The sequence below is a fragment of the Streptomyces collinus Tu 365 genome, from assembly GCF_000444875.1.
In the GTDB taxonomy this organism is placed as follows: domain Bacteria; phylum Actinomycetota; class Actinomycetes; order Streptomycetales; family Streptomycetaceae; genus Streptomyces; species Streptomyces collinus_A.
The window spans coordinates 7,444,425-7,463,453 of record NC_021985.1 but is presented as its reverse complement, the minus strand read 5'-3'; the positions used below and the strand labels follow the sequence as shown (position 1 = coordinate 7,463,453).

Genomic DNA, 19,029 nt, shown 5'->3' with positions numbered 1-19,029 from the left:
AGGAGCCGCGATGCGTGTCGCACTGTTCCTGACCTGTGTCAACGACACGCTCTATCCGGACACCGGCCGCGCGGTCGTGAGACTGCTGAACCGGCTGGGCGTGGAGGTGGACTTCCCCGTGGACCAGACCTGCTGCGGGCAGGCCCACTACAACACCGGCTACCGGCACGGGGCCGAGCCGCTGGCCCGGCACTTCGCCGAGGTCTTCGAGGGGTACGAGGCGATCGTGACCCCGTCCGGATCGTGCGGGGCGATGGTCCGGGAGCTGTATCCCCGGATGGGCGAACGGGCGCGGGCCGAGGGGCGCGGGGACACGCTGGCGCGGACCCTGGCGCCGGTGGTGCCGCGGACGTACGAGCTGACGGAGTTCCTGGTCGACGTCCTCGGGGTGACCGACGTCGGCGCGAGCTACCCGCACCGGGTGACCTACCACCCCACCTGCCACGGCCTGCGCGGCCTCGGCCTCGGCGACCGCCCGCGGCGGCTGCTGGAGGCGGTCCGGGGCCTCGAACTGGTCGAGCTGCCGGGCGCCGAGGAGTGCTGCGGCTTCGGCGGGACCTTCGCGGTGAAGAACGCGGACGTCTCGGCGGCGATGGGCGCGGACAAGGTGCGCAACGCGGAGTCGACGGGCGCCGAGGTGCTGTGCGCGGCCGACAACTCCTGCCTCATGCACATCGGCGGCACCATGAGCCGTCTGCGGGTGGGCATGCGGCCGGTGCACATCGCGGAGATTCTGGCGAGCACGGAGGAGGTACCGGCCGTATGAGCGGCACGTTCGTCGGCATGCCGGCGTTCCCCGAGGCGGCGCACGACGCCCTGGCCGACCCGACGCTGCGCGGCAACCTGCGCCACGCCACCCGCACCATCCGCGCCAAACGGGCCCGCGCGGTGGCCGAGCTGCCCGACTGGGCGCGGCTGCGGGCGGCGGGCCGGCGGATCAAGGACCACACGCTGCGCCATCTGGACCGCTACCTGGAGCAGTTGGAGGAGGCGGTCACCGCCGCCGGGGGCACGGTCCACTGGGCGGCCGACGCCGACGAGGCCAACCGGATCGTCACCGGACTGGTCCGGGCCACCGGTGAGTCGGAGGTCGTCAAGGTCAAGTCGATGGCCACGCAGGAGATCGGGCTCAACGAGGCCCTGGAGGCCGCGGGGATCCGCGCCTACGAGACCGATCTCGCCGAGCTGATCGTCCAGTTGGGCGGGGACCGCCCCTCGCACATCCTGGTCCCCGCCATCCACCGCAACCGGGGCGAGATCCGGGAGATCTTCGCGCGGGAGATGGGCGACTGGGGCCGCCCCGCCCCCGCGGGCCTGACGGACACCCCCGCCGACCTCGCCGAGGCCGCGCGGCTGCACCTGCGGGAGAAGTTCCTGCGCGCCAAGGTGGGCATCTCCGGCGCCAACTTCATGGTGGCCGAGACCGGCACCCTCGTCGTCGTGGAGTCCGAGGGCAACGGCCGGATGTGCCTGACCCTCCCCGAGACGCTGATCTCGGTCGTCGGCATCGAGAAGATCGTGCCCACCTGGCGGGACCTGGAGGTCTTCCTGCAGACCCTCCCCCGCTCCTCCACCGCCGAGCGGATGAACCCGTACACCAGTACCTGGACGGGCACGACGGACGAGGACGGCCCCGCCGCCTTCCACCTGGTGCTGCTGGACAACGGCCGCACCGACACCCTCGCCGACGAGATCGGCCGCCAGGCGCTGCGCTGCATCCGCTGCTCGGCCTGCCTCAACGTCTGCCCGGTGTACGAGCGGGCCGGCGGGCACGCCTACGGCTCGGTCTACCCGGGCCCGATCGGCGCCATCCTCAGCCCCCAGCTGCGGGGCACGGGAAGCGAGATCGACGCCTCGCTGCCGTACGCGTCGAGCCTGTGCGGAGCCTGCTACGAGGTCTGCCCGGTCGCCATCGACATCCCCGAGGTGCTGGTGCACCTGCGGGAGCGGGTGGTGCAGGGCGGACCGGCGGTCCGGGAGGGCAACCGGGTGGTGCTGAAGCCGGCCAAGAGGCACGCGGCCGAACGCGCGGCGATGCGCGCGGCACGCTGGGCCCTCACACACCCGGCGGCGCTGCGCGGCGGCCAGCGGCTCGCCTCCCGCACCCGCCGGCTGCACCCCCGCACGCTGCCCGGTCCCGGCCGGGCCTGGAGCGCGACCCGGGATCTGCCGCCGGTGCCCGCGGAGCCGTTCCGCGACTGGTGGCAGCGGACGAACGGCGGAAGGGACGACGGCAAGTGAGCAGCAGGGACAGGGTGCTGGGCCGGGTGCGGCGCGCGCTCGCGGACGTGACGCCGGACGAGCGGCCGTACGCGGAGGCGGTCCCGCGGGACTATCTGCGCGAGCACGGCGACCGGACGGTGGAGCAGACCGTGGACCTGCTCGCCGCGAACCTCGCGGACTACCGGGCGCTGGTGCACCGCTGCGCGTCGGCGGAACTGCCGGGCCTCCTCGCGCGGCTGCTGGCCCAGCGCGGCTCGGCGGAGGTGCTGGTGCCTGCCGGGCTGCCGGCGCAGTGGCTGGCCGCGGCGGACCCGGTGCGGGTCCACGACCGGGCGGCGGACACCGCGCACCGGCTGGACCGGGTGGGCAGCGTGGTGACGGGATGTGCCGTGGCGATCGCCGAGACCGGCACGATCGTCCTGGACGGCTCCCCCGACCAGGGCCGGCGCCGGATCTCGCTCGTCCCGGACCACCACGTCTGCGTGGTCAGGGTGCCGGAGCAGGTCGTCTCCTCCGTCCCGGGGGCTCTCGAACGCCTCGATCCGGCCCGGCCGTTGACGTGGATCTCCGGTCCTTCGGCGACCAGCGACATCGAGCTGGACCGGGTGGAGGGGGTGCACGGACCGCGCACCCTCGAAGTGGTGCTGGTGACCGGCGAACCGGCCGGAGGCCGCTGAAGGGCGGGACGGCACCGCCCCGGATAGCGTGGGGCCATGATCCGGTTCGAGCAGGTCACCAAGCGGTTCCCGGACGGTACGACGGCCGTGGACGACCTCTCCTTCGAGGTGTCCGAGGGTGAGCTGGTCACACTGGTGGGACCGTCCGGCTGCGGCAAGACGACGACCATGATGATGGTGAACCGGCTGGTCGAACCGACCTCCGGACGGATCCTGGTGAACGGCGAGGACGTCGCGCGCGTCGACCCGGTCCAGCTGCGCCGCCGCATCGGGTACGTCATCCAGCAGGGCGGCCTCTTCCCGCACCGCACGGTGCTGGACAACACGGCGACCGTGCCGGCGCTGCTCGGCTGGAAGCGGGGGAAAGCGCGGGCCCGGGCGGCGGAGCTACTGGATCTGGTGGGCCTGGACCCGACGACGTACGGGCCGCGCTATCCGGACCAGCTCTCGGGCGGGCAGCGGCAGCGGGTCGGCGTGGCCCGGGCGCTCGCGGCCGATCCTCCGGTGCTGCTGATGGACGAGCCCTTCGGCGCGGTCGACCCGGTGGTGCGCGAGCAGCTCCAGGACGAGTTCCTGCGCATGCAGGCGGCGGCGCCCAGAACGGTGCTGCTGGTCACCCACGACATCGAGGAGGCGGTCCGGCTCGGCGACCGCATCGCCGTGTACGGGCAGGGCCGCGTGGAGCAGTTCGACACTCCGGGGGCGGTGCTGGGGGCGCCCGCCACGCCGTACGTCGCCGGGTTCGTGGGCGCGGACCGCGGGCTGAAGCGGCTGTCGGTCACCGAGATCCAGCCGGACGACCTGGAGCAGCCGCCGGTGGCCCGCCCGGACGAGCCCGCCGGGCGGGCCGTGGAGCGGCTGCGGGCCGAGGGAGCCCGGTGGGCGGTGGTCCTCGACGCGCGCGGCGACCTGCACGGCTGGGTCGGCGCCGACGACCTGGCCGCGGGCGGCACGGTCGGTGACCGGGCGCACCGGATGACGGCGTGGGTGCCGGTGGGCGCGCCGCTGAAGCAGGCGTTCGGGGTGATGCTCCAGTACGACGCCGGGTGGGTCGCGGTGCTGGACGGGGCGCGGTTCCTGGGGGTGCTGACCCCGGCGAAGCTGCACGAGGCGCTGCGCCGCTCGGTGGACGCGGACGCGCGGGGCGTGGCGCGGGGGCAGGTGCCGTTCGAGTCGGTGGCGGGCGCCTGAGGCTCACCGGCTCATGAGGCCCCGCTGCTCCAGATAGGCGCGGGCCACGTCGGCCGGGAGTCTGCGCCAGCTGTCCACCTGCCGGTTGAGGTCCGTCAGGTCGGCCGTGGTCAGGACGGAGTTCAGCCGGCCGAGCGCCCGGGCCACGCCGGGGCCGCCGGCGCGGGCGCGGTTGACCACCGCGACCACGTGGTCGGCGTTCTGCAGGTGCCGGTCGTCGGCGAGCAGGACCAGGCCGAAGTCGTCGAGCGTGGCGTCCGTGGTGGTGACCAGCAGCATGTCGTCCCGGCCGTCCTGCACGGCGCGCTTGGCCTGGGTGGTGCCGACGCCCTTGGGGTCGACGTGGGCGACGTCGATGCCGTACACCTTCTTCAGTCCGGGTGCGCAGTACGGCCGTTGCACACACTCGTCGCCCGCGGCGAGCCGTACCGGCAGGCGCGAGGCGCCGAGGTCGCTGAGGGTCCGCAGCCGGTGCCGCCGGGCGTAGGCGGCGCTCACCGCGAAGGCGTTCTGGTCCACGGCCCGGCCCGGCGGCAGGACGGTGAGCCCGCGGGGGGTCGCCAGTTCGCGCAGCGCCTTCATGGTGGTGCCGAGGTCGGGTGAGCCGACCGGGCGGGCGTGGGGGCCGTGCGTCTTGGCGTTCAGCCAGTCGGCGAAGGTGGCCGCGTACTCGGGCACGACGTCGATCCGGCCCGACTCCAGGGCCGGTTCGTACAGTTCCCGGTTGGCGACGGTCAGGATCGAGGTCCGGTAGCCGGCCCGGTTCAGGAGCTGGGCGTACAGCTGGGCGAGCAGGTCGCTCTCGGTGAAGCCGGCCGAGCCGATGGTCAGGTGGCGGCTGTCGCCGGGCGGCGCGGTGACGGCGTCCCGGTGCTCCAGGGACGGGCCGGTGGCGCAGCCGGTCAGGGTGAGGAGCGCGCACAGCGTCACGGCGGCGCGGCGCCTCACCGGCCGCTCCCGGGCCGGGTGGCCGCCAGGCGTTCGGCGGCCGCGAAGACACCCTCGACGAGCAGGGCGAACACCGCGACGAGGAGGGCGCCGGCGACCACCTGGGGCGTGCTGGCCAGGTTGAACCCGGCGGTGATGATCCGGCCGAGTCCGCCGCCGCCCGCGAGCGCGGCGATGGTGGCGGTGGCGACGAGCTGGACGGCGGCGGTGCGCACCCCGGTGAGGATCATCGGACGGGCCAGGGGCAGTTCGACGCGCAGCAGCGTCTGCCGTCCGGTCATCCCCATGCCCCGGGCCGCCCGTACGACGCTGCGGTCGACCTCGCGCACGCCGACGTAGGCGTTGGTGAGCAGGGGCGGCACGGCGAACAGCACCAGGGCGACCACGGCGGGCCCCTCGCCCCACCGGCCGACCGGGGTCAGCAGGAGCAGGACCAGGACGGCGAAGGTGGGGACGGCCCGGCCGGCGTTGGAGATGTTGACGGCGAGCGCGCCGCCCCTGCCGAGGTGGCCGAGGACCAGCGCGACGGGCAGCGCGATCAGGCAGCTCACGGCGAGGCACACGGAGACGAGCAGCAGGTGCTGGAGCAGCCGGTGCCGGATGCCGTCGTCGCCGGACCAGTGGGCGGGGTCGGTGAGCCAGTCCCGGGCGGCGCCGAGGGTGGTCACGCGCGGGCCGCCCGGGTCCAGGGGGTGAGCAGCCGCTGCACGCCCAGCAGGAGCAGGTCGGCGGCGACGGCGATCACCACGCACAGCACGGACGCGGTGAGCACCTGCGCCTTGAAGTAGCTGTTCATGCCGGCGTAGATCAGGTTCCCCAGGCCGCCGAAGCCGACGATCGCGCCGACGGTGACGAGGGAGACCGCGGAGACGGTGGCGATGCGCAGGCCGGCCATGGCGGCGGGCAGCGCGAGGGGCAGTTCGACGGTGAGCAGCAGCCGGACCGGGCCGTAGCCGAGGCCGCGCGCGGCCTGCCGGGTCTCCTCCGGGACGGCGCGCAGCCCGGCGAGGATGTTGCGCACCAGCAGGGTGAGCGAGTACAGCACCAGTCCGGCGACGACGAGGGAGGCCGAGAGCCCGTAGAGCGGCAGGAGCAGGGAGAACATGGCCAGCGAGGGGATGGTGTAGAGGACCGTCGTCACGGCGAGGACGGGGCCCGACGCCGGCGGCAGGCGGCGGGCCAGCACCGCGAGCGGCACGGCGAGCACGAGACCGATGAGCACCGAGACCGCCGTGAGCTGCACGTGCTGGACGACCGCGTCGAGCAGGATGCGGCGGCGGGTGCTCAGATAGGCGCCGCAGATCCACTCGTTGCGGGCGAGGCAGTCGTGCGGGGTCGGGATCACCCTTCCATTGCACCGGGCGGCCGGGCGGGTGCGCACGGTGGACTGGGTCTTCCGGGGGGCCCGCCGCTAGCGCATCCCGGCGGCGTCCAGCAGGGCGGTCACGGTCGTCGTGGTGAGGCCGTCGTCGAGGTGCTCCACCCGGGCGCCGGCGCGGGCGCTGGCGCCGTCGAAGACCAGCATGAGCTGGCGGGCGAGCAACCCGGGGTCGCGGGCGCCGCCGAGTTCGGCCTGGGTACGCAGGCCGTGCTCCAGGCGTGCCTTGACCGTCCGGGCGACCTCGCTCGCGGGGTGCCCGGGGTCCTTCAGCTCCACCAGCACGGCGAGGTAGGGGCAGCCGAGGTAGCCGGGGTCGGCGGACGCCTTCTCCACCTGCTCGAAGACGTGCAGGATCCGCTCGCGCGGTGTGCCGGAGTCGGGGTCCGCGGGCGCCAGCCGGGCCTCGTACCAGGGGATCTGCCGCTCCAGGCTCGCGGCCAGCATCTCGTCCTTGCCGCCGAAGAGCTGGTACATGGACCGCTTGGAGACACCGGCGGCCCGGCACAGCGCCTCGACGCCGACGGACACGCCCTCGCGGTAGACGAGCTGGGCGGCCGCGTCGAGCAGCCGGTCCCGGGGGGACGCCTTGTCCGTGGTGGTCATAGGCCGAGGCTACCGCGTCGCGAGCGGGAGGAAACCGATCGGTTCACACCGGTGGGGCGGTGCCGCGGAGCCCGCCGGGAATCCCGTGACAAGAAGCGTGAACAAGCGCTTAGATAGTGCCCGGACGCATCACCCGATCCCGCCGGAGGCCCCGTTGTTCTCATCCGTCGACGACGTCTCCGCCCGCCTCGCCGTCACCGGCTACCTGGCCTCGCCCGCCGTCGCCACCACCGCCTTCCTCGCCGCCCGGCTCGGCAAGCCGCTCCTGGTGGAGGGCCCGGCCGGGGTCGGCAAGACCGAGCTGGCCAAGGCCGTCGCCGAGGTCGCCGGGGCCCGCCTGGTGCGGCTCCAGTGCTACGAGGGCGTCGACGAGTCCCGCGCGCTGTACGAGTGGAACCACGCCAAGCAGCTGCTGCGCATCAGCGCGGGCCGCGACGAGAGCTGGGACGAGACCCGCACCGACATCTTCGGCGAGGAGTTCCTGCTCCCCCGCCCGCTGCTCACCGCGATCCGCGGCGACGAGCCGACCGTGCTCCTCATCGACGAGATCGACAAGGCCGACGTCGAGATGGAGGGGCTGCTGCTGGAGGTGCTCAGCGACTTCCAGGTGACCGTCCCCGAACTGGGCACGATCACCGCGACCCGCCGCCCCTTCGTCGTGCTCACCTCCAACGCCGGCCGCGAGCTGTCCGAGGCGCTGCGCCGCCGCTGCCTGTTCCTGCACATCGACTTCCCCGAGGAGGAGCTGGAGCGGCGGATCGTCCGGCTGAAGGTGCCGGACCTCGACGAGGCGCTGGCCGCGTCGGTGGTCCGGGTGGTCGGCGCGCTGCGCGCGATGGACCTGCGCAAGGCGCCGTCCGTCGCGGAGACCGTCGACTGGGCGCGCACCCTGCTCGTCCTCGGGGCCGGCGCGCTGGACGAGACGGTCGTCCGGGACACCCTCGGCGTGCTCCTCAAGCACCAGGAGGACGTCCGGAAGGCCGCCGCGAAACTCGACCTGGCCGCGCTGTGACCGGTGTCGACGGGCGGATCACGGGCCTGGTGGGCGCCCTGCGCGCGCACGGGGTGCGGATCGGCACCGGCGAGACCGTGGACGCGGCGCTCGCCGCGCGCGAACTGGGCTTCGCCGACCGCGAACTGCTGCGTGAGGGCCTGGCCGCCACACTGCTGCACGGCGCCGCCCAGCGCGCGGTGTTCGACCCGGTCTTCGACCTGTACTTCCCGCGTGGGGTCGGCGCTCCGGTCGGCGCCGCCGACGACCAGGGCGCCGACCGGGAGAACTTGCGCGACCGGCTGGCCGCGGCCCTGGCCGCCGACGACCGGTCGCTGCTGGCCGCGCTGGCGGCGGAGGCCGTCGACGGCTTCGGCGGCTACGGTGGCTCGTCCGGCTCGGACGGCTGGTCGGCGTACCAGGCCCTGGACCGGATCCGGCCGCAGACCCTGCTGGCCCGGGTGCGGGCCGACGTACGGGCCCGGGACGGGGGCGCGGGGTTCGCGGACCGGCTGCTGGACGACGAGATCCGGCGCCGGATCGAGGAGTTCCGGCGGCTGGTCGGGGCGGACGCGCGGCGCCGGATCGCCGAGCGGCGCGGGCGGGACGAGATCGCCCGGCGGGCCGTCGCCCCGACCGCCGACCGGGTGGACTTCCTGTACGCGGGCCGGGACCAGCTCGCCGAGCTGCGCCGGACCGTCCAGCCGCTGGCGCGCAAGCTGGCCACCCGCCTCGCCGCCCGCCGCCGCCGGGCCGCCCGCGGCACTGTCGACCTGCGCCGCACCGTGCGCTCCTCGCTGTCGACGGGCGGGGTCCCGATGCGGCCGGTGCTGCGCAGACGCCGTCCCGTCCGGCCCGAACTGGTGCTGCTGTGCGACGTGTCGGGGTCGGTGTCCGGGTTCTCGGACTTCACGATGCTGCTGGTGCAGGCGCTGCACGACCAGTTCAGCAAGGTCCGGGTGTTCGCCTTCGTCAACCGCCTGGACGAGGTGACCGGGCTGCTCGGGCGCGGCCAGGCGGACCCGGACGGCCTCGGCGCCCGCATCCGCGCCGAGGCCACGCTCACCGGCTGGCACGGCAGCAGCGACTACGGCGTCGCCCTGGGCGAGTTCGCCGAGCGGTGGGACGCCGCGGTCGGCCCCCGGACGACGGTGTTCGTGCTCGGGGACGCCCGCACCAACATGAGCGACCCGAACCTGCCCGCCGTCCGCGAACTCGCCCGCCGGGCCCGGCGGGTGTACTGGCTGAACCCCGAGCCGCGCGCCCAGTGGGGCACCGGCGACTCGGCGGCGCCCGACTACGCCGGGCTGGTGGAGATGCACGAGTGCCGCACGGCCCGGCAGCTCGGCGCCCTGGTGGCCCGGCTGCTGCCGGTGTGAGGCCGTGCGGGACGGCGTGCGGTGCGGTGTGGGGGCGTGCGGTCCGGTGTGACGCCCTGCCGTACGGCGTGATCGACTGGGCAGCGGCCGGCCGCCCCCCGCGCCCGGCATCCGCCCGCACCCGAGGACGTACGCCATGAGCCACCCGCCCGTGCAGCTCGCCACCTTCCCCACCCCGGCCGAACCGGCGCCCCGGCTCGCCGCCGCGATCGGGCTCGGCCCGGACGACCTGTGGATCAAGCGGGACGACCTGACCGGGACGGGCGGCGGCGGGAACAAGATCCGCAAGCTGGAGTGGACCGTGGGCGCGGCGCTGGCCGAAGGCGCGGACACGCTCGTGACCACGGGCGCCCCGCAGAGCAACCACGCCCGGCTGACGGCCGCGGCCGCCGCCCGGCTGGGGCTGGCCGCCGTCCTCGTGCTGCGCGGCTCACCGGGCGGGTCGGGGTCCGGGAACCTCGCCCTCGACGGCCTGCTGGGGGCGCGGCTGGTGTGGGCGGGCGACGTGGACCGGGCGGGCCTGGACGCGGCGGCGGCCGAGGTGTGCGAACGGCTGCGCGCGTCGGGGGCCCGGCCCGCGCTGATCCCGTTCGGCGGGTCCAGCGCGCTGGGGGCGCGGGGCTACGTGCGCTGCGGCGAGGAGCTGCGCGCACAGGTGCCCGGCCTGCGGACGGCGGTGGTGGCCCTCGGCTCGGGTGGCACCATGGCGGGTCTCGTCGTCGCCCTCGGCAGCGGGGCGGTGCTCGGCGTCGACGTCGGCGCGCTGGCCGATCCGGCGGCCGCGGTACGGGAGTTCGCGGCCCCGCACACGGACGGCGACGTCACCGCGGACGGGCTGCGGGTGCGCCGGGACCAGGTGGGCGCCGGGTACGCGACGCTGACCGGGCCGGCGGCGGAGGCGCTCCGGCTGGCCGCGCGGACCGAGGGAATCGTCCTCGACCCCGTCTACACCGGGCGGGCCCTGGCCGGTCTGGTCGCGGCGGTCCGGGACGGCGACGTACGGCCGGGCGAGCGGACCGTGTTCGTGCACACCGGCGGGCTGCCCGGGCTGTTCGGCCACGCGGAGGCCGTCGCGTACGCCGAGGCGGGGGCCGGTTCCCCGCCGGCCGGCCCCTGACGGCCGACTTGAGTCGGCTAGCTCTTGGCGTACTCGTTGGCCATGGTGCCGGCGAAGTCGTACAGCACCACCTGTTCGTCCCCCACCACCCAGGCGTCGTGACCGGGCGGGCACACGAAGACGTCGCCGGGGCCGACCTCGCCCTCGCCGCCGTCGTCCATGCGCAGGTGCATCCGCCCCTGCACCACGTAGCCGTTGTGGTGGACCATGCAACTGGCGGTGCCCGCGATCGGTCCCACCGACTCCGACCATCGCCAGCCCGGTTCGAACGTGCCCACCGCGAAGTCGAGCCCGGTCAGGTGGAGGGCTTCGAGGTGGCCGCGGGGGAAATCACGCCGTTCGTCCGGCTTGTCGACCGTCTTCACTTCCAGCATGACGGTGTCCTCCCTTCCGGCCGCTCACCGCGGCCGGGGTAGGCCTCCGTCCCCCGGCGGCCTCGGACGGCACCGGCGCTCGCGGCGGTGGCCGTACCCCACGGCTCCATCGTCGGCCCGGCCCGCCGGTGCCGCCATTCGGGGGAACCGCGGGTGAACCGCGCCCGACCGCGGGCGCGCCGCGGACACCGGGCACCGCCGCGGGCGGTATCGGCATGCCCATGTTCGCCTTGCCGCCGCCGTCCCGGCCGCCCACACCCGACCACCGACGCTCGTTCCGACGACGCCCGTCCCGGCTCGCACGCGGCCGGCAACTCCGGTGACCGTGCCGTCCGTTCCGGCCGCCGTACGTGAGGCGTCGCACCGCACGCCCCGGCCGCCGCCGCGCACGGACCCCGGCCCCCGCCGCACGGACCCCGCCTCCCCGCCTTCCTTCCCCCGGACAACGTTGTCCCTCGACGCCCCGCACGGAGACCCCTCATGGCGACACCCCCCGCTCCCGGCCACCCGGCCGGCCCGGCGAACACCCGGCTCACCCGACGCGCCCTGCTGCGCTCGGCGGCGGGCGCGACCGCCGCGCTCTGCGCGCTGGGCGGCCCGGGCGCCGCACCGGCGTCCGCCGCGCCCGGCCCGGCCGATCCCGCGCTCGCGGAGGACGTGCGCCAGGAGTTCCTCACCGCCTGGACCGCCTACCGGCGCCTGGCCTGGGGCCGCGACGAACTGCACCCGGTGAGCGGCACCGGCTCGGAGTTCTTCATCGACTCGGTGCCGCTGGGACTGACCGTCGTGGAGTCGCTCGACACCCTGTTCCTGATGGAGCTGGACGGCGAACTCGACGCCGCCGTCTCCTGGATCGGCACCCGCCTCGACTTCGACCGCGACGCGAACATCCATGTGTTCGAGGCGATCATCCGGCTGGTCGGCGGCCTCCTCTCCGGCCACCACTGCACCGGCGACCCCGTCCTGCTGACGAAGGCGCGCGATCTCGCGGACCGGCTGCTGCCCGCCTTCACCTCGTCGCCGACGGGGGCGCCGTACCGGTACGTCAACCTGCGCACCGGCGCCGTCAGCGGCGAACAGGTGCCGCTCGCGGAGATCGGCAGCAACATCACCGAACTGGGCTGCCTGTCCCGGCTGACCGGCGACCGCAGATACCTCGACGCGGCGAAGAAGGCGCTCAGGGCGCCCTACGACCGCCGTTCGGCGCTGGACCTCGTCGGTACGACGCTGAACGTGGAGACCGGTGGCTGGACCGACCCGACCGCCCGGGTGGACCCGCCGGTGGACTCCTACTTCGAATACCTGTGGGACGCCTACCAGTTCCTCGGCGACACCGAGATCCGCGGCTGGTACCGGACACTGACCTCGGCCGTCCTGCGGCACCTCGGTGAGACCCGGGACGGGCGGCTGTGGTTCCGGTCCGCCGACATGCACAGCGGGGCGACGACCGGGCTCGGCCAGTCCGAACTGGCCGCCTTCTACGCCGGGTTGCTCGCACAGGGCGGTGACCTCGCGGCGGGCGAGTCGTACCACTCCTCGTGGGCGGCCGCCCTGACCCGCTTCCCGGTGCCGCCCGAGACGATCGACCGCACCACGCTCGCGGCCACCAGCACGCAGTACCGGCTGCGCCCGGAGTACGCGGACTCCGCGCTGTTCCTGTGGCTGCTGACCGGCAAGGAGCTCTACCGGGAGCGCGCCCGGTGGCTGTGGGACGCCCAGCGCGCCCACTGCAAGGTCCCGGACGGCTACACGATCGTGGCCGACCTGCGGACGACACCCGTCACCCGGGGCGACCTGACGCCCGGGTACTGGTTCTCGGAGAACATGAAGTACTTCTACCTGCTGTGGTCGGGTACGCCACGCTTCGACTACACCACCAACTACCTCACCACCGAAGGCAATGTGCTGCGCGGCGCCCACCGTGTCCCCGCGCCCTCGCCGAGCGGGACCTTCCGGCTGCTCAACCGGGCCACCGGGCGGGCGATGGCGGTGCGCGGCGCCTCCACGGCGGACGGCGCCCCGGTCGTCGGCCGGGCCCCGGGCGCCGGCGCCGACCAGCGCTGGATCGTCACGACGTCCGACGGACACACCAGGCTGACCAGCCTCCACAGCGGCAAGGTGCTGGAGGTGCCGCGCTCCTCCACCATCGACGGCACCGCCCTGCACCAGCGTGCGCACGACGGCACGCGCGGCCAGCAGTGGACCGTCCAGCCGGCCCGCGACGGCTACCAGCGGCTCGTCAACCGCCACAGCGGCAAGGCCCTGGACGTCGACGGCACCGCTGACGGCGCCGCGGTGGTCCAGCGGACGACGGGCGGCGCGGCCTCCCAGCAGTGGCGGCTGGTGGCGGGTGAGGGGTGACGAGGAAGTGAGGGTGTGACGGGGAGGTGAGGCTGTGACGGCGGGGCCGCGGGACGGCGTGCGGGGGGGGCGGCGGTCGTCCCGGGGATGCGCGAAGTGCCGGGGGGCGTGCGGGGCGGCGTCCGGGGGGGGAACCTTCGTACGGCCGGGACCACCCGCGGCTACGCTGGCGCGGTGAGAGCGATGAGCGCGGCGACGATCGCGACGGGCGAGACCGATCCACCGCTGCGCGCACTCCCCGAGCGCGCAGCCGCGGTGCTGGCCGGCGTCGACGCCCCGCCGCGTCTGGTGGCCCACCTGCGGGCGGTGCACGATGTGGCGGCCCGGCTGGTCGAGTGGGTACGACTGCGGTGCCCGGTACTGGAGTTGGACGCGGAGGCGGTGCTGTTCGGGGCCGCGACCCACGACATCGGCAAGGCCCTGCACCCGGCCGAGCTGTCCGGCCCCGGCGCCCGCCACGAGGAGGCGGGCCGGGAGCTGTTGCTCGGGCACGGAGTGGAGCCGCGCCTCGCCCGGTTCGCCGGCACGCACGCCTCCTGGACCGCCCCCGGCACCGGTGCGGAGGACCTGCTGGTGAGCCTCGCCGACAAGGTCTGGAAGAACAAGCGCGTCACGGAGCTGGAAGACCTGGTCGTCGCCCTGCTGGCGGGTGCCGACGGGCGGGCGGCCTGGGAGTGGTTCATGGAACTGGACGAGGTGCTCACGGAGATCGGGGACGGCGCCGACCGCAGGCTGGCCTACCAGATGTCCCATCCGCTCACCCGGTGACGCCCCCGCACCGGCTTCCCGGTCGGCCCTGCCAGCTCCGCCCTACCAGGTCCGCCCCTCCCGCACGAGCAGTTCACGGACGCGGACCACGTCCGGGTTCTCGGAGGCGCCGGGCCGCTGGACGAGGTAGCCGGTGTTGATCGGCGCGTCCTCCGGCTCCAGCAGCGCCACCAGCGCACCGGACCGCAGTGGTTCCGCGCACAGGTACCGGGGCAGGACGGAGAACCCCGCCCCGGCGGCCACCGCCGCCAGCACCCCGCGCAGGTCGGGCACGGTGACGGCGGCGGTGTGCGACAGCCGCCGGCCGAAGACGTGCCGCCAGTAGCGGCGGGCGATGGGCAGGTCCTCGGCGTAGGTGATCAGCGGGACCGACTGCAGGGCGGCCGGGCCCTCGGCGGGCAGCCGCCCGGCGAGCCGTTCGGCCCAGACCGGGGCGGCGACCAGCACGAACTCCTCGTCGCCGAGCGGCACGGCATGGAGCGCGCGGCCGCGCGGGCGGGCGGTGGCGATCACCAGGTCGTGCCGGCCCGCCCGCAGTTCCTCCAGCAGCGGCTCGGTCAGGCCCGTGGCCACCCGCAGCCGTACCCCCTCCGCGACCAGTGGCGCGAGGGCGGGCATCACCTGGGTGCACAGGAACTCGGCGGGCCCCGCGAGGTGGACGGGCTCCGGGCGGGCACCCTCCAGCGGGCCGGGGCCGGCCACGGCGGCGAGCTCGTCCAGGGGCGCGGCGATCCGGGCGGCCAGTTCGTCGGCCACCTGCGTCGGCGTGACCCCGCGCGGCAGCCGTTCGAACAGCTCCCGGCCGCTCAGCCGTTCCAGCGCGCGCATCTGTGTCGTCACCGTCGGCTGCGACAGGCCCAGCAGGCGGGCGGCGCCGGTGAAGGAACCGGAGCGGTAGACCGCGAGGAACGTGCGCAGGAGGTTCAGGTCCAGGGAGGGGGTGTCCACACCGCCGAGTATTCCGCGCGCCCGGGCGGGAGCGACCCATAGGGAAGCCAATGTCCGCCATCCATGTCTTCATTGGTTGCCTATGGGCAGGCGCGCCTACGTTCGTTCCCGTAAGCCGCACGTTCCGGGAGAAGAAGACCCATGTCGAAGATCCTTTTTGTGTTGACCGGTGCCGACCGCCTGACCCTCGCCGACGGCTCCCAGCACCCGACCGGTTTCTGGGCGGAGGAGGCCGTGGTCCCCTACCGCGCCCTGAAGGCCGCCGGACACGAGATCGTCGTCGCCACGCCGGGCGGCACGCCGCCCCCGGTCGACCGGGCGAGCCTGGCCGCCGAGGTCAACGGCGGTCAGGAGCGGGCCGACGAGATCGCGCGCGGCCTGGAGGAGATGACCGAACTGGGGGAGCCGGTGAAGCTGGCGGAGGCCGACCTCGACGACTTCGCCGCCGTGTTCTACCCCGGCGGGCACGGGCCCATGGAGGACCTGGCCGTGGACGAGGACTCGGGACGGCTGCTGGTCGCGGCCCTCGACTCCGGCAGGCCCCTGGCCGTGGTCTGCCACGGTCCGGCCGCGCTGCTCGCCGCGGTGCGCGCCGACGGCGCGAACGCCTTCGCCGGGCGCCCGGTGGCCGCCTTCACCAACGAGGAGGAGACCCAGGGCGGCCTCGCCCCGCGCGTCCGGTGGCTGCTCGAGGACCGGCTCACCGAGGCGGGCGTCGACGTTCGGACGGCCGCGCCGTGGGCGCCGCACGTGGTCGTCGACGGCAACCTGATCACCGGCCAGAACCCGGCCTCCTCGGCGCAGGTGGCGGAGGAGCTGCTGAAGCGCCTGGGCTGACCGCGGGGCACCCGGGGGCGGGTGACGGCCGGGCGCCGGATCGCGGACGAAAATTCTCCGGCCGTCACCCGCAACCTCGTCCGGGGCCGGACGTCTGTCGGGATGGAGGCCTCCACTTCCGACCGATGTCCGACCCGAGCGATCCGAAGGAACCCATGTCCGCACACCGTGTCCCCCGTCCTCGCCGCATACGGCGGCTGCGCGCCGTCCTGGGGGTCTCCGCCGTCGGCGCGGCCCTGGCCGTCGCCGGCACCGTGACCGCCCAGGCGGTCCAGGGCGACGCACACCCCGCGCCGCACGCCGACCGCACGGCCACCCCGTCACCGGTGCCGTCCCCGGCCCGGACCGCCACCCCGTCACCGGTACCGTCACCGGCCCGGACCGCCACCCCGTCGCCGGTGCCGTCACCGGTGCGCACGGCCACCCCGAAGCCCGTCCCCTCGCCGACCCGCCCGGGCGGCCCGAAGCCGAGTCCGGCGCCGGCCACACCCCGGCCCGTCCCGAGCACGACGCTGCCCGCCACGGCCACGCCCTCGCCGGTCCCGTCCGTTCCCGGCCGGGCCACGGCGGCCCCGGTACCGGCGCCCGCCCCCGCGCGGCCGCACGGCCACGGCCACCTGACGGCGGCGCCGCGTCCGGTCCCCGCGCCCGGGCACGCCACGGCCGCGCCGGTTCCGCAGCACCACTGACGCATGCCGGTGTGCGGGGAGCCGCCCGGCGCGGTTCCCCGCACACCGGTGACGGGAGACCCATGACGACAGCGACACCACCGGCGGCCCTGCCCTGGGACCGGGCCGCCGCCCCGGAGTCCGGCGCCCCATCGTGGCGCCGGTTCCGCCGCGCCCTGCGCCCCCACGTCCCACGCGCCCGCGTCCCTCGCCGGCGTGCCCTGTGCGCCCGCGTCCTCGCCCGCGTGGGGATCGGCACGGCCGCGGGACCGGCGCCCTCCGGCCGCGGCGACGGCACCACCGCGCCTGCGCTCCGGGCGCCCTCGTCCCCGTCGGGCATCGAGGAGCTGTACCACCACCGCCGGCTGTCCCTGGTCCGGCTCGCGGTGCTGCTGGTCGACGACGTGCCCACGGCCGAGGACGTCGTACAGGACGCCTTCACCGCGCTGTTCCGCCGCCACGGCCACCGGCTCGGCACCCTGGACGACCCCGAGGCGTACCTGCGGACCAGTGTCGTCAACGGGGCCCGCTCGGTGCTGCGACGGCGCCGTACCGTACGGGCGCACACTCCCGAACCCGAGCGGCACGCGCCCGCGCCGGAGGAGGACGTGCTGCTCCACGAGGACCACCGGGAGGTCCTGGCGGCCCTGCGGACACTGACCACGCGTCAGCGCGAGGTGCTGGTGCTGCGGTACTGGTCGCACCTGACCGAGGCCGAGATCGCGGCGACGCTCGGACTGTCCCGGGGCACCGTCAAGTCCACGGCCAGCCGGGCCATCGACGCCCTGGGCCGACGTCTGGAGGGTCTGCGATGAGCACGTCCGGCACGAGCACCGCGGCCGTCGAGGAGCGGCTGCGGGCCGCCCTGGACGCGCGGGCTAGGTCCGTCGGCCCGGCCGATCTGCGGCCGCTGCGTCCGCCGGCCGCGACCGGCCGCCCGCGCGGGACGGTGCCGCGCCGGACGGCGATGGGCCTGCTGGCCCTCGCCGCCGTCGCGGCCCTGGTGTTCCTGGCCGTCCGCGGCGGCCCGGACCGGCCCGCCGAGCCGGCCCACCGGCCCCGGCCGCCGGCGACCGGCACCCCCACTCCCGTCCCGAGCCCGGTCCGACCGACCACGGCCCAGCCGTCGCCGAGCGTCCCCGGTCCCTGATCCGCCGGGGGTCCCGGTCCCTCATCCGCCCAGCGCTCCTGGTCCCGCGTCCGCCAGGGGTCCCGGTCCGTGATCCGCCGAGTGTTGCCGGTACCTCATCCGCCAGGGGTCCCGGTCCCTCATCCGCCGAGCGTTCCCGGACTCTCATCCGCCAGGGGCCCGGTCCGTGAACCGCCGAGCGCTCCCGGACTCTCATCCGCCGGGGGCCCGGTCCCTCATCCGCCGGGGGTCCCGGACCCTCATCCGCCGGGGGTCCCGGACCCTCATCCGCCGAACGGGGTGCGGAAGGTGTCCGCGTCCGCCGCGGCGGGAGCCGTGGATCGCCCGCTCGCCCGGGCCCGGGCCCCAGGTCCGAGCCTCGGGTCCGGGCCCGGGGCCGCGGCGGCCGCGCGGGCCACCCGTCCGCGCGCTCGGCAACGGCAACGGGCTGCCGCTAGGTTGGGCGGCATGAGCAACCTTGACCGCGCGCCCGTGCCGAGTGTGTGCGGCGGCCGCGGATTCGTCGTCGCCGAGCCCGTCCGCGAGCTGCTGAGCCCCCGTCACGTGAAGCTGGGCGAGTCGACCGAGGTGCGCCGACTGCTGCCCAACCTCGGCCGGCGCATGATCGGCGCCTGGGCCTTCGTGGACCACTACGGCCCCGACGACATCGCCGGCGAGCCCGGCATGCAGGTCCCGCCGCACCCGCACATCGGGTTGCAGACGGTGAGCTGGCTGCACGAGGGCGAGGTGCTGCACCGCGACTCGACCGGCAGCCTCCAGACGATCCGGCCCAAGCAGCTCGGCCTGATGACCTCGGGCCGGGCGATCAGCCACTCCGAGGAGAGCCCCCGGTCGCACGCCCGCTTCCTGCACGGCGCGCAGCTGTGGGTCGCGCTGCCGGACGAGCACCGCCACACCGAGCCGATGTTCGAGTACCACGCCGACCTGCCCACGGTCACCGCGCCCGGCCTCACGGCCACGGTGATCCTCGGTGGCCTCGACGGATCGTCCTCCCCGGGTACGACGTTCACCCCGATCGTCGGAGCCGACCTCGCGCTCACCCGGGGCACGGACGTCCGCCTGCCGCTGGAACGGGACTTCGAGTACGGCGTCCTGGCCATGTCCGGCGAGGTGCACGTGGACGGCGTGCCGGTGCTGCCGGGCTCGATGCTCTACCTCGGCTGCGGCCGCACCGAACTCCCGCTGCGCGCCGAGTCGGACGCCGGGATCATGCTGCTGGGCGGCGAGCCGTTCGCCGAGGAGCTGATCATGTGGTGGAACTTCGTCGGCCGCACCCAGCAGGACATCGAGCAGGCCCGCGAGGACTGGACGACGGGCTCCCGGTTCGGCGAGGTGAAGGGCTACGACGGCGCCCCGCTCCGCGCCCCCGAACTGCCGCCGGTACCACTGAAGGCCCGGGGAAGGGTGCGCTGA

Annotated in this window: 20 protein-coding genes; 14 read left to right on the top strand and 6 right to left on the bottom strand. The window is 75.2% G+C overall.

The window, feature by feature from the left end; all coding sequences use genetic code 11:
• Window positions 1-10 precede the first annotated feature (10 nt).
• Genes B446_RS32350 through B446_RS32335 form a run of 4 tightly spaced genes read left to right on the top strand, consistent with a single transcriptional unit; the run spans window position 11 to window position 4,091 of the window.
• Entirely contained in the window at window positions 11-766 is a 756-nt protein-coding gene (locus B446_RS32350; protein ID WP_020943663.1) for a (Fe-S)-binding protein, read from the top strand.
• On the top strand, window positions 763-2,241 hold the full coding sequence (locus B446_RS32345) for a lactate utilization protein B (protein WP_020943662.1): 1,479 nt from the start codon (window positions 763-765) through the stop codon (window positions 2,239-2,241). The genes B446_RS32350 and B446_RS32345 overlap by 4 nt, the downstream gene beginning before the upstream one ends.
• Window positions 2,238-2,900, top strand: coding sequence for a LutC/YkgG family protein (locus B446_RS32340; protein WP_043476884.1), 663 nt, complete (start codon window positions 2,238-2,240; stop codon window positions 2,898-2,900). The genes B446_RS32345 and B446_RS32340 overlap by 4 nt, the downstream gene beginning before the upstream one ends.
• 36 nt (window positions 2,901-2,936) lie before the next feature.
• A complete protein-coding gene (locus B446_RS32335) occupies window positions 2,937-4,091 on the top strand; it encodes a betaine/proline/choline family ABC transporter ATP-binding protein (RefSeq protein WP_020943660.1) in 1,155 nt (384 codons plus the stop codon).
• A 3-nt stretch (window positions 4,092-4,094) separates the two neighbouring features.
• Here B446_RS32335 and B446_RS32330 read toward each other — a convergent pair whose 3' ends face one another.
• From B446_RS32330 to B446_RS32315, 4 genes are all read right to left on the bottom strand, one after another.
• A complete protein-coding gene (locus B446_RS32330) occupies window positions 4,095-5,039 on the bottom strand; it encodes an ABC transporter substrate-binding protein (protein ID WP_020943659.1) in 945 nt (314 codons plus the stop codon).
• Window positions 5,036-5,707: an ABC transporter permease gene (locus tag B446_RS32325; RefSeq protein ID WP_020943658.1), complete on the bottom strand. Its 672-nt coding sequence runs from the start codon at window positions 5,705-5,707 to the stop codon at window positions 5,036-5,038. The genes B446_RS32330 and B446_RS32325 overlap by 4 nt, the downstream gene beginning before the upstream one ends.
• Window positions 5,704-6,384: an ABC transporter permease gene (locus tag B446_RS32320; protein WP_020943657.1), complete on the bottom strand. Its 681-nt coding sequence runs from the start codon at window positions 6,382-6,384 to the stop codon at window positions 5,704-5,706. The genes B446_RS32325 and B446_RS32320 overlap by 4 nt, the downstream gene beginning before the upstream one ends.
• A 66-nt stretch (window positions 6,385-6,450) precedes the next feature.
• The gene (locus B446_RS32315) at window positions 6,451-7,023 is read right to left on the bottom strand and encodes a TetR/AcrR family transcriptional regulator (RefSeq protein WP_020943656.1); all 573 of its coding nucleotides are present in this window, start codon (window positions 7,021-7,023) and stop codon (window positions 6,451-6,453) included.
• Window positions 7,024-7,177: 154 nt separating this feature from the next.
• Between B446_RS32315 and B446_RS32310 the strand changes: the two genes are divergently transcribed.
• From B446_RS32310 to B446_RS32300, 3 genes are all read left to right on the top strand, one after another.
• Window positions 7,178-8,035 carry an AAA family ATPase gene (locus B446_RS32310; protein WP_020943655.1) on the top strand — a complete coding sequence of 286 codons (858 nt, stop codon included), beginning with the start codon at window positions 7,178-7,180 and terminating at the stop codon, window positions 8,033-8,035.
• Complete coding sequence (locus B446_RS32305; RefSeq protein ID WP_020943654.1) at window positions 8,032-9,393, top strand: VWA domain-containing protein; 1,362 nt, start codon at window positions 8,032-8,034, stop codon at window positions 9,391-9,393. Before B446_RS32310 ends, B446_RS32305 begins: the two co-directional genes overlap by 4 nt.
• A 136-nt stretch (window positions 9,394-9,529) precedes the next feature.
• Window positions 9,530-10,510, top strand: a complete 981-nt coding sequence (locus B446_RS32300; protein WP_020943653.1) for a pyridoxal-phosphate dependent enzyme — start codon at window positions 9,530-9,532, stop codon at window positions 10,508-10,510.
• Window positions 10,511-10,527: 17 nt separating this feature from the next.
• Here the strand turns inward: B446_RS32300 and B446_RS32295 are convergent, their stop codons facing one another.
• Entirely contained in the window at window positions 10,528-10,884 is a 357-nt protein-coding gene (locus tag B446_RS32295) for a cupin domain-containing protein (protein ID WP_020943652.1), read from the bottom strand.
• Window positions 10,885-11,364: 480 nt separating this feature from the next.
• Between B446_RS32295 and B446_RS32290 the strand changes: the two genes are divergently transcribed.
• Window positions 11,365-13,245, top strand: coding sequence for a glycoside hydrolase family 47 protein (locus B446_RS32290; protein WP_020943651.1), 1,881 nt, complete (start codon window positions 11,365-11,367; stop codon window positions 13,243-13,245).
• A gap of 183 nt (window positions 13,246-13,428) precedes the next feature.
• Window positions 13,429-14,013 carry an HD domain-containing protein gene (locus B446_RS32285; RefSeq protein ID WP_020943650.1) on the top strand — a complete coding sequence of 195 codons (585 nt, stop codon included), beginning with the start codon at window positions 13,429-13,431 and terminating at the stop codon, window positions 14,011-14,013.
• A gap of 42 nt (window positions 14,014-14,055) precedes the next feature.
• Here the strand turns inward: B446_RS32285 and B446_RS32280 are convergent, their stop codons facing one another.
• Window positions 14,056-14,961, bottom strand: coding sequence for a LysR family transcriptional regulator (locus tag B446_RS32280; protein WP_020943649.1), 906 nt, complete (start codon window positions 14,959-14,961; stop codon window positions 14,056-14,058).
• A gap of 141 nt (window positions 14,962-15,102) precedes the next feature.
• On the opposite strand from B446_RS32280, the gene B446_RS32275 reads away from it, so the two are divergent.
• The 5 genes from B446_RS32275 (at window position 15,103) to B446_RS32255 (ending at window position 19,029) form a co-directional block, all read left to right on the top strand.
• The gene (locus B446_RS32275; protein WP_043476881.1) at window positions 15,103-15,798 is read left to right on the top strand and encodes a type 1 glutamine amidotransferase domain-containing protein; all 696 of its coding nucleotides are present in this window, start codon (window positions 15,103-15,105) and stop codon (window positions 15,796-15,798) included.
• A 155-nt stretch (window positions 15,799-15,953) separates the two neighbouring features.
• Window positions 15,954-16,487 carry a hypothetical protein gene (locus tag B446_RS32270; protein WP_043476879.1) on the top strand — a complete coding sequence of 178 codons (534 nt, stop codon included), beginning with the start codon at window positions 15,954-15,956 and terminating at the stop codon, window positions 16,485-16,487.
• A 62-nt stretch (window positions 16,488-16,549) separates the two neighbouring features.
• The gene (locus B446_RS32265) at window positions 16,550-17,281 is read left to right on the top strand and encodes an RNA polymerase sigma factor (RefSeq protein ID WP_043476875.1); all 732 of its coding nucleotides are present in this window, start codon (window positions 16,550-16,552) and stop codon (window positions 17,279-17,281) included.
• Entirely contained in the window at window positions 17,278-17,616 is a 339-nt protein-coding gene (locus tag B446_RS32260) for a hypothetical protein (protein WP_020943645.1), read from the top strand. Before B446_RS32265 ends, B446_RS32260 begins: the two co-directional genes overlap by 4 nt.
• A 447-nt stretch (window positions 17,617-18,063) precedes the next feature.
• The gene (locus B446_RS32255; RefSeq protein ID WP_020943644.1) at window positions 18,064-19,029 is read left to right on the top strand and encodes a pirin family protein; all 966 of its coding nucleotides are present in this window, start codon (window positions 18,064-18,066) and stop codon (window positions 19,027-19,029) included.

What these genes read in the sequence shown, in the direction of transcription:
- B446_RS32350 (WP_020943663.1), top strand. Translation starts at nt 11, where the DNA reads ATGCGTGTCGCACTGTTCCTGACCTGTGTCAACGACACGCTCTATCCG.
- B446_RS32345 (WP_020943662.1), top strand. Translation starts at nt 763, where the DNA reads ATGAGCGGCACGTTCGTCGGCATGCCGGCGTTCCCCGAGGCGGCGCAC.
- B446_RS32335 (WP_020943660.1), top strand. Translation starts at nt 2,937, where the DNA reads ATGATCCGGTTCGAGCAGGTCACCAAGCGGTTCCCGGACGGTACGACG.
- B446_RS32315 (WP_020943656.1), bottom strand. Translation starts at nt 7,023, where the DNA reads ATGACCACCACGGACAAGGCGTCCCCCCGGGACCGGCTGCTCGACGCG.
- B446_RS32300 (WP_020943653.1), top strand. Translation starts at nt 9,530, where the DNA reads ATGAGCCACCCGCCCGTGCAGCTCGCCACCTTCCCCACCCCGGCCGAA.
- B446_RS32295 (WP_020943652.1), bottom strand. Translation starts at nt 10,884, where the DNA reads ATGCTGGAAGTGAAGACGGTCGACAAGCCGGACGAACGGCGTGATTTC.
- B446_RS32290 (WP_020943651.1), top strand. Translation starts at nt 11,365, where the DNA reads ATGGCGACACCCCCCGCTCCCGGCCACCCGGCCGGCCCGGCGAACACC.
- B446_RS32285 (WP_020943650.1), top strand. Translation starts at nt 13,429, where the DNA reads ATGAGCGCGGCGACGATCGCGACGGGCGAGACCGATCCACCGCTGCGC.
- B446_RS32275 (WP_043476881.1), top strand. Translation starts at nt 15,103, where the DNA reads ATGTCGAAGATCCTTTTTGTGTTGACCGGTGCCGACCGCCTGACCCTC.
- B446_RS32270 (WP_043476879.1), top strand. Translation starts at nt 15,954, where the DNA reads ATGTCCGCACACCGTGTCCCCCGTCCTCGCCGCATACGGCGGCTGCGC.
- B446_RS32265 (WP_043476875.1), top strand. Translation starts at nt 16,550, where the DNA reads ATGACGACAGCGACACCACCGGCGGCCCTGCCCTGGGACCGGGCCGCC.
- B446_RS32260 (WP_020943645.1), top strand. Translation starts at nt 17,278, where the DNA reads ATGAGCACGTCCGGCACGAGCACCGCGGCCGTCGAGGAGCGGCTGCGG.
- B446_RS32255 (WP_020943644.1), top strand. Translation starts at nt 18,064, where the DNA reads ATGAGCAACCTTGACCGCGCGCCCGTGCCGAGTGTGTGCGGCGGCCGC.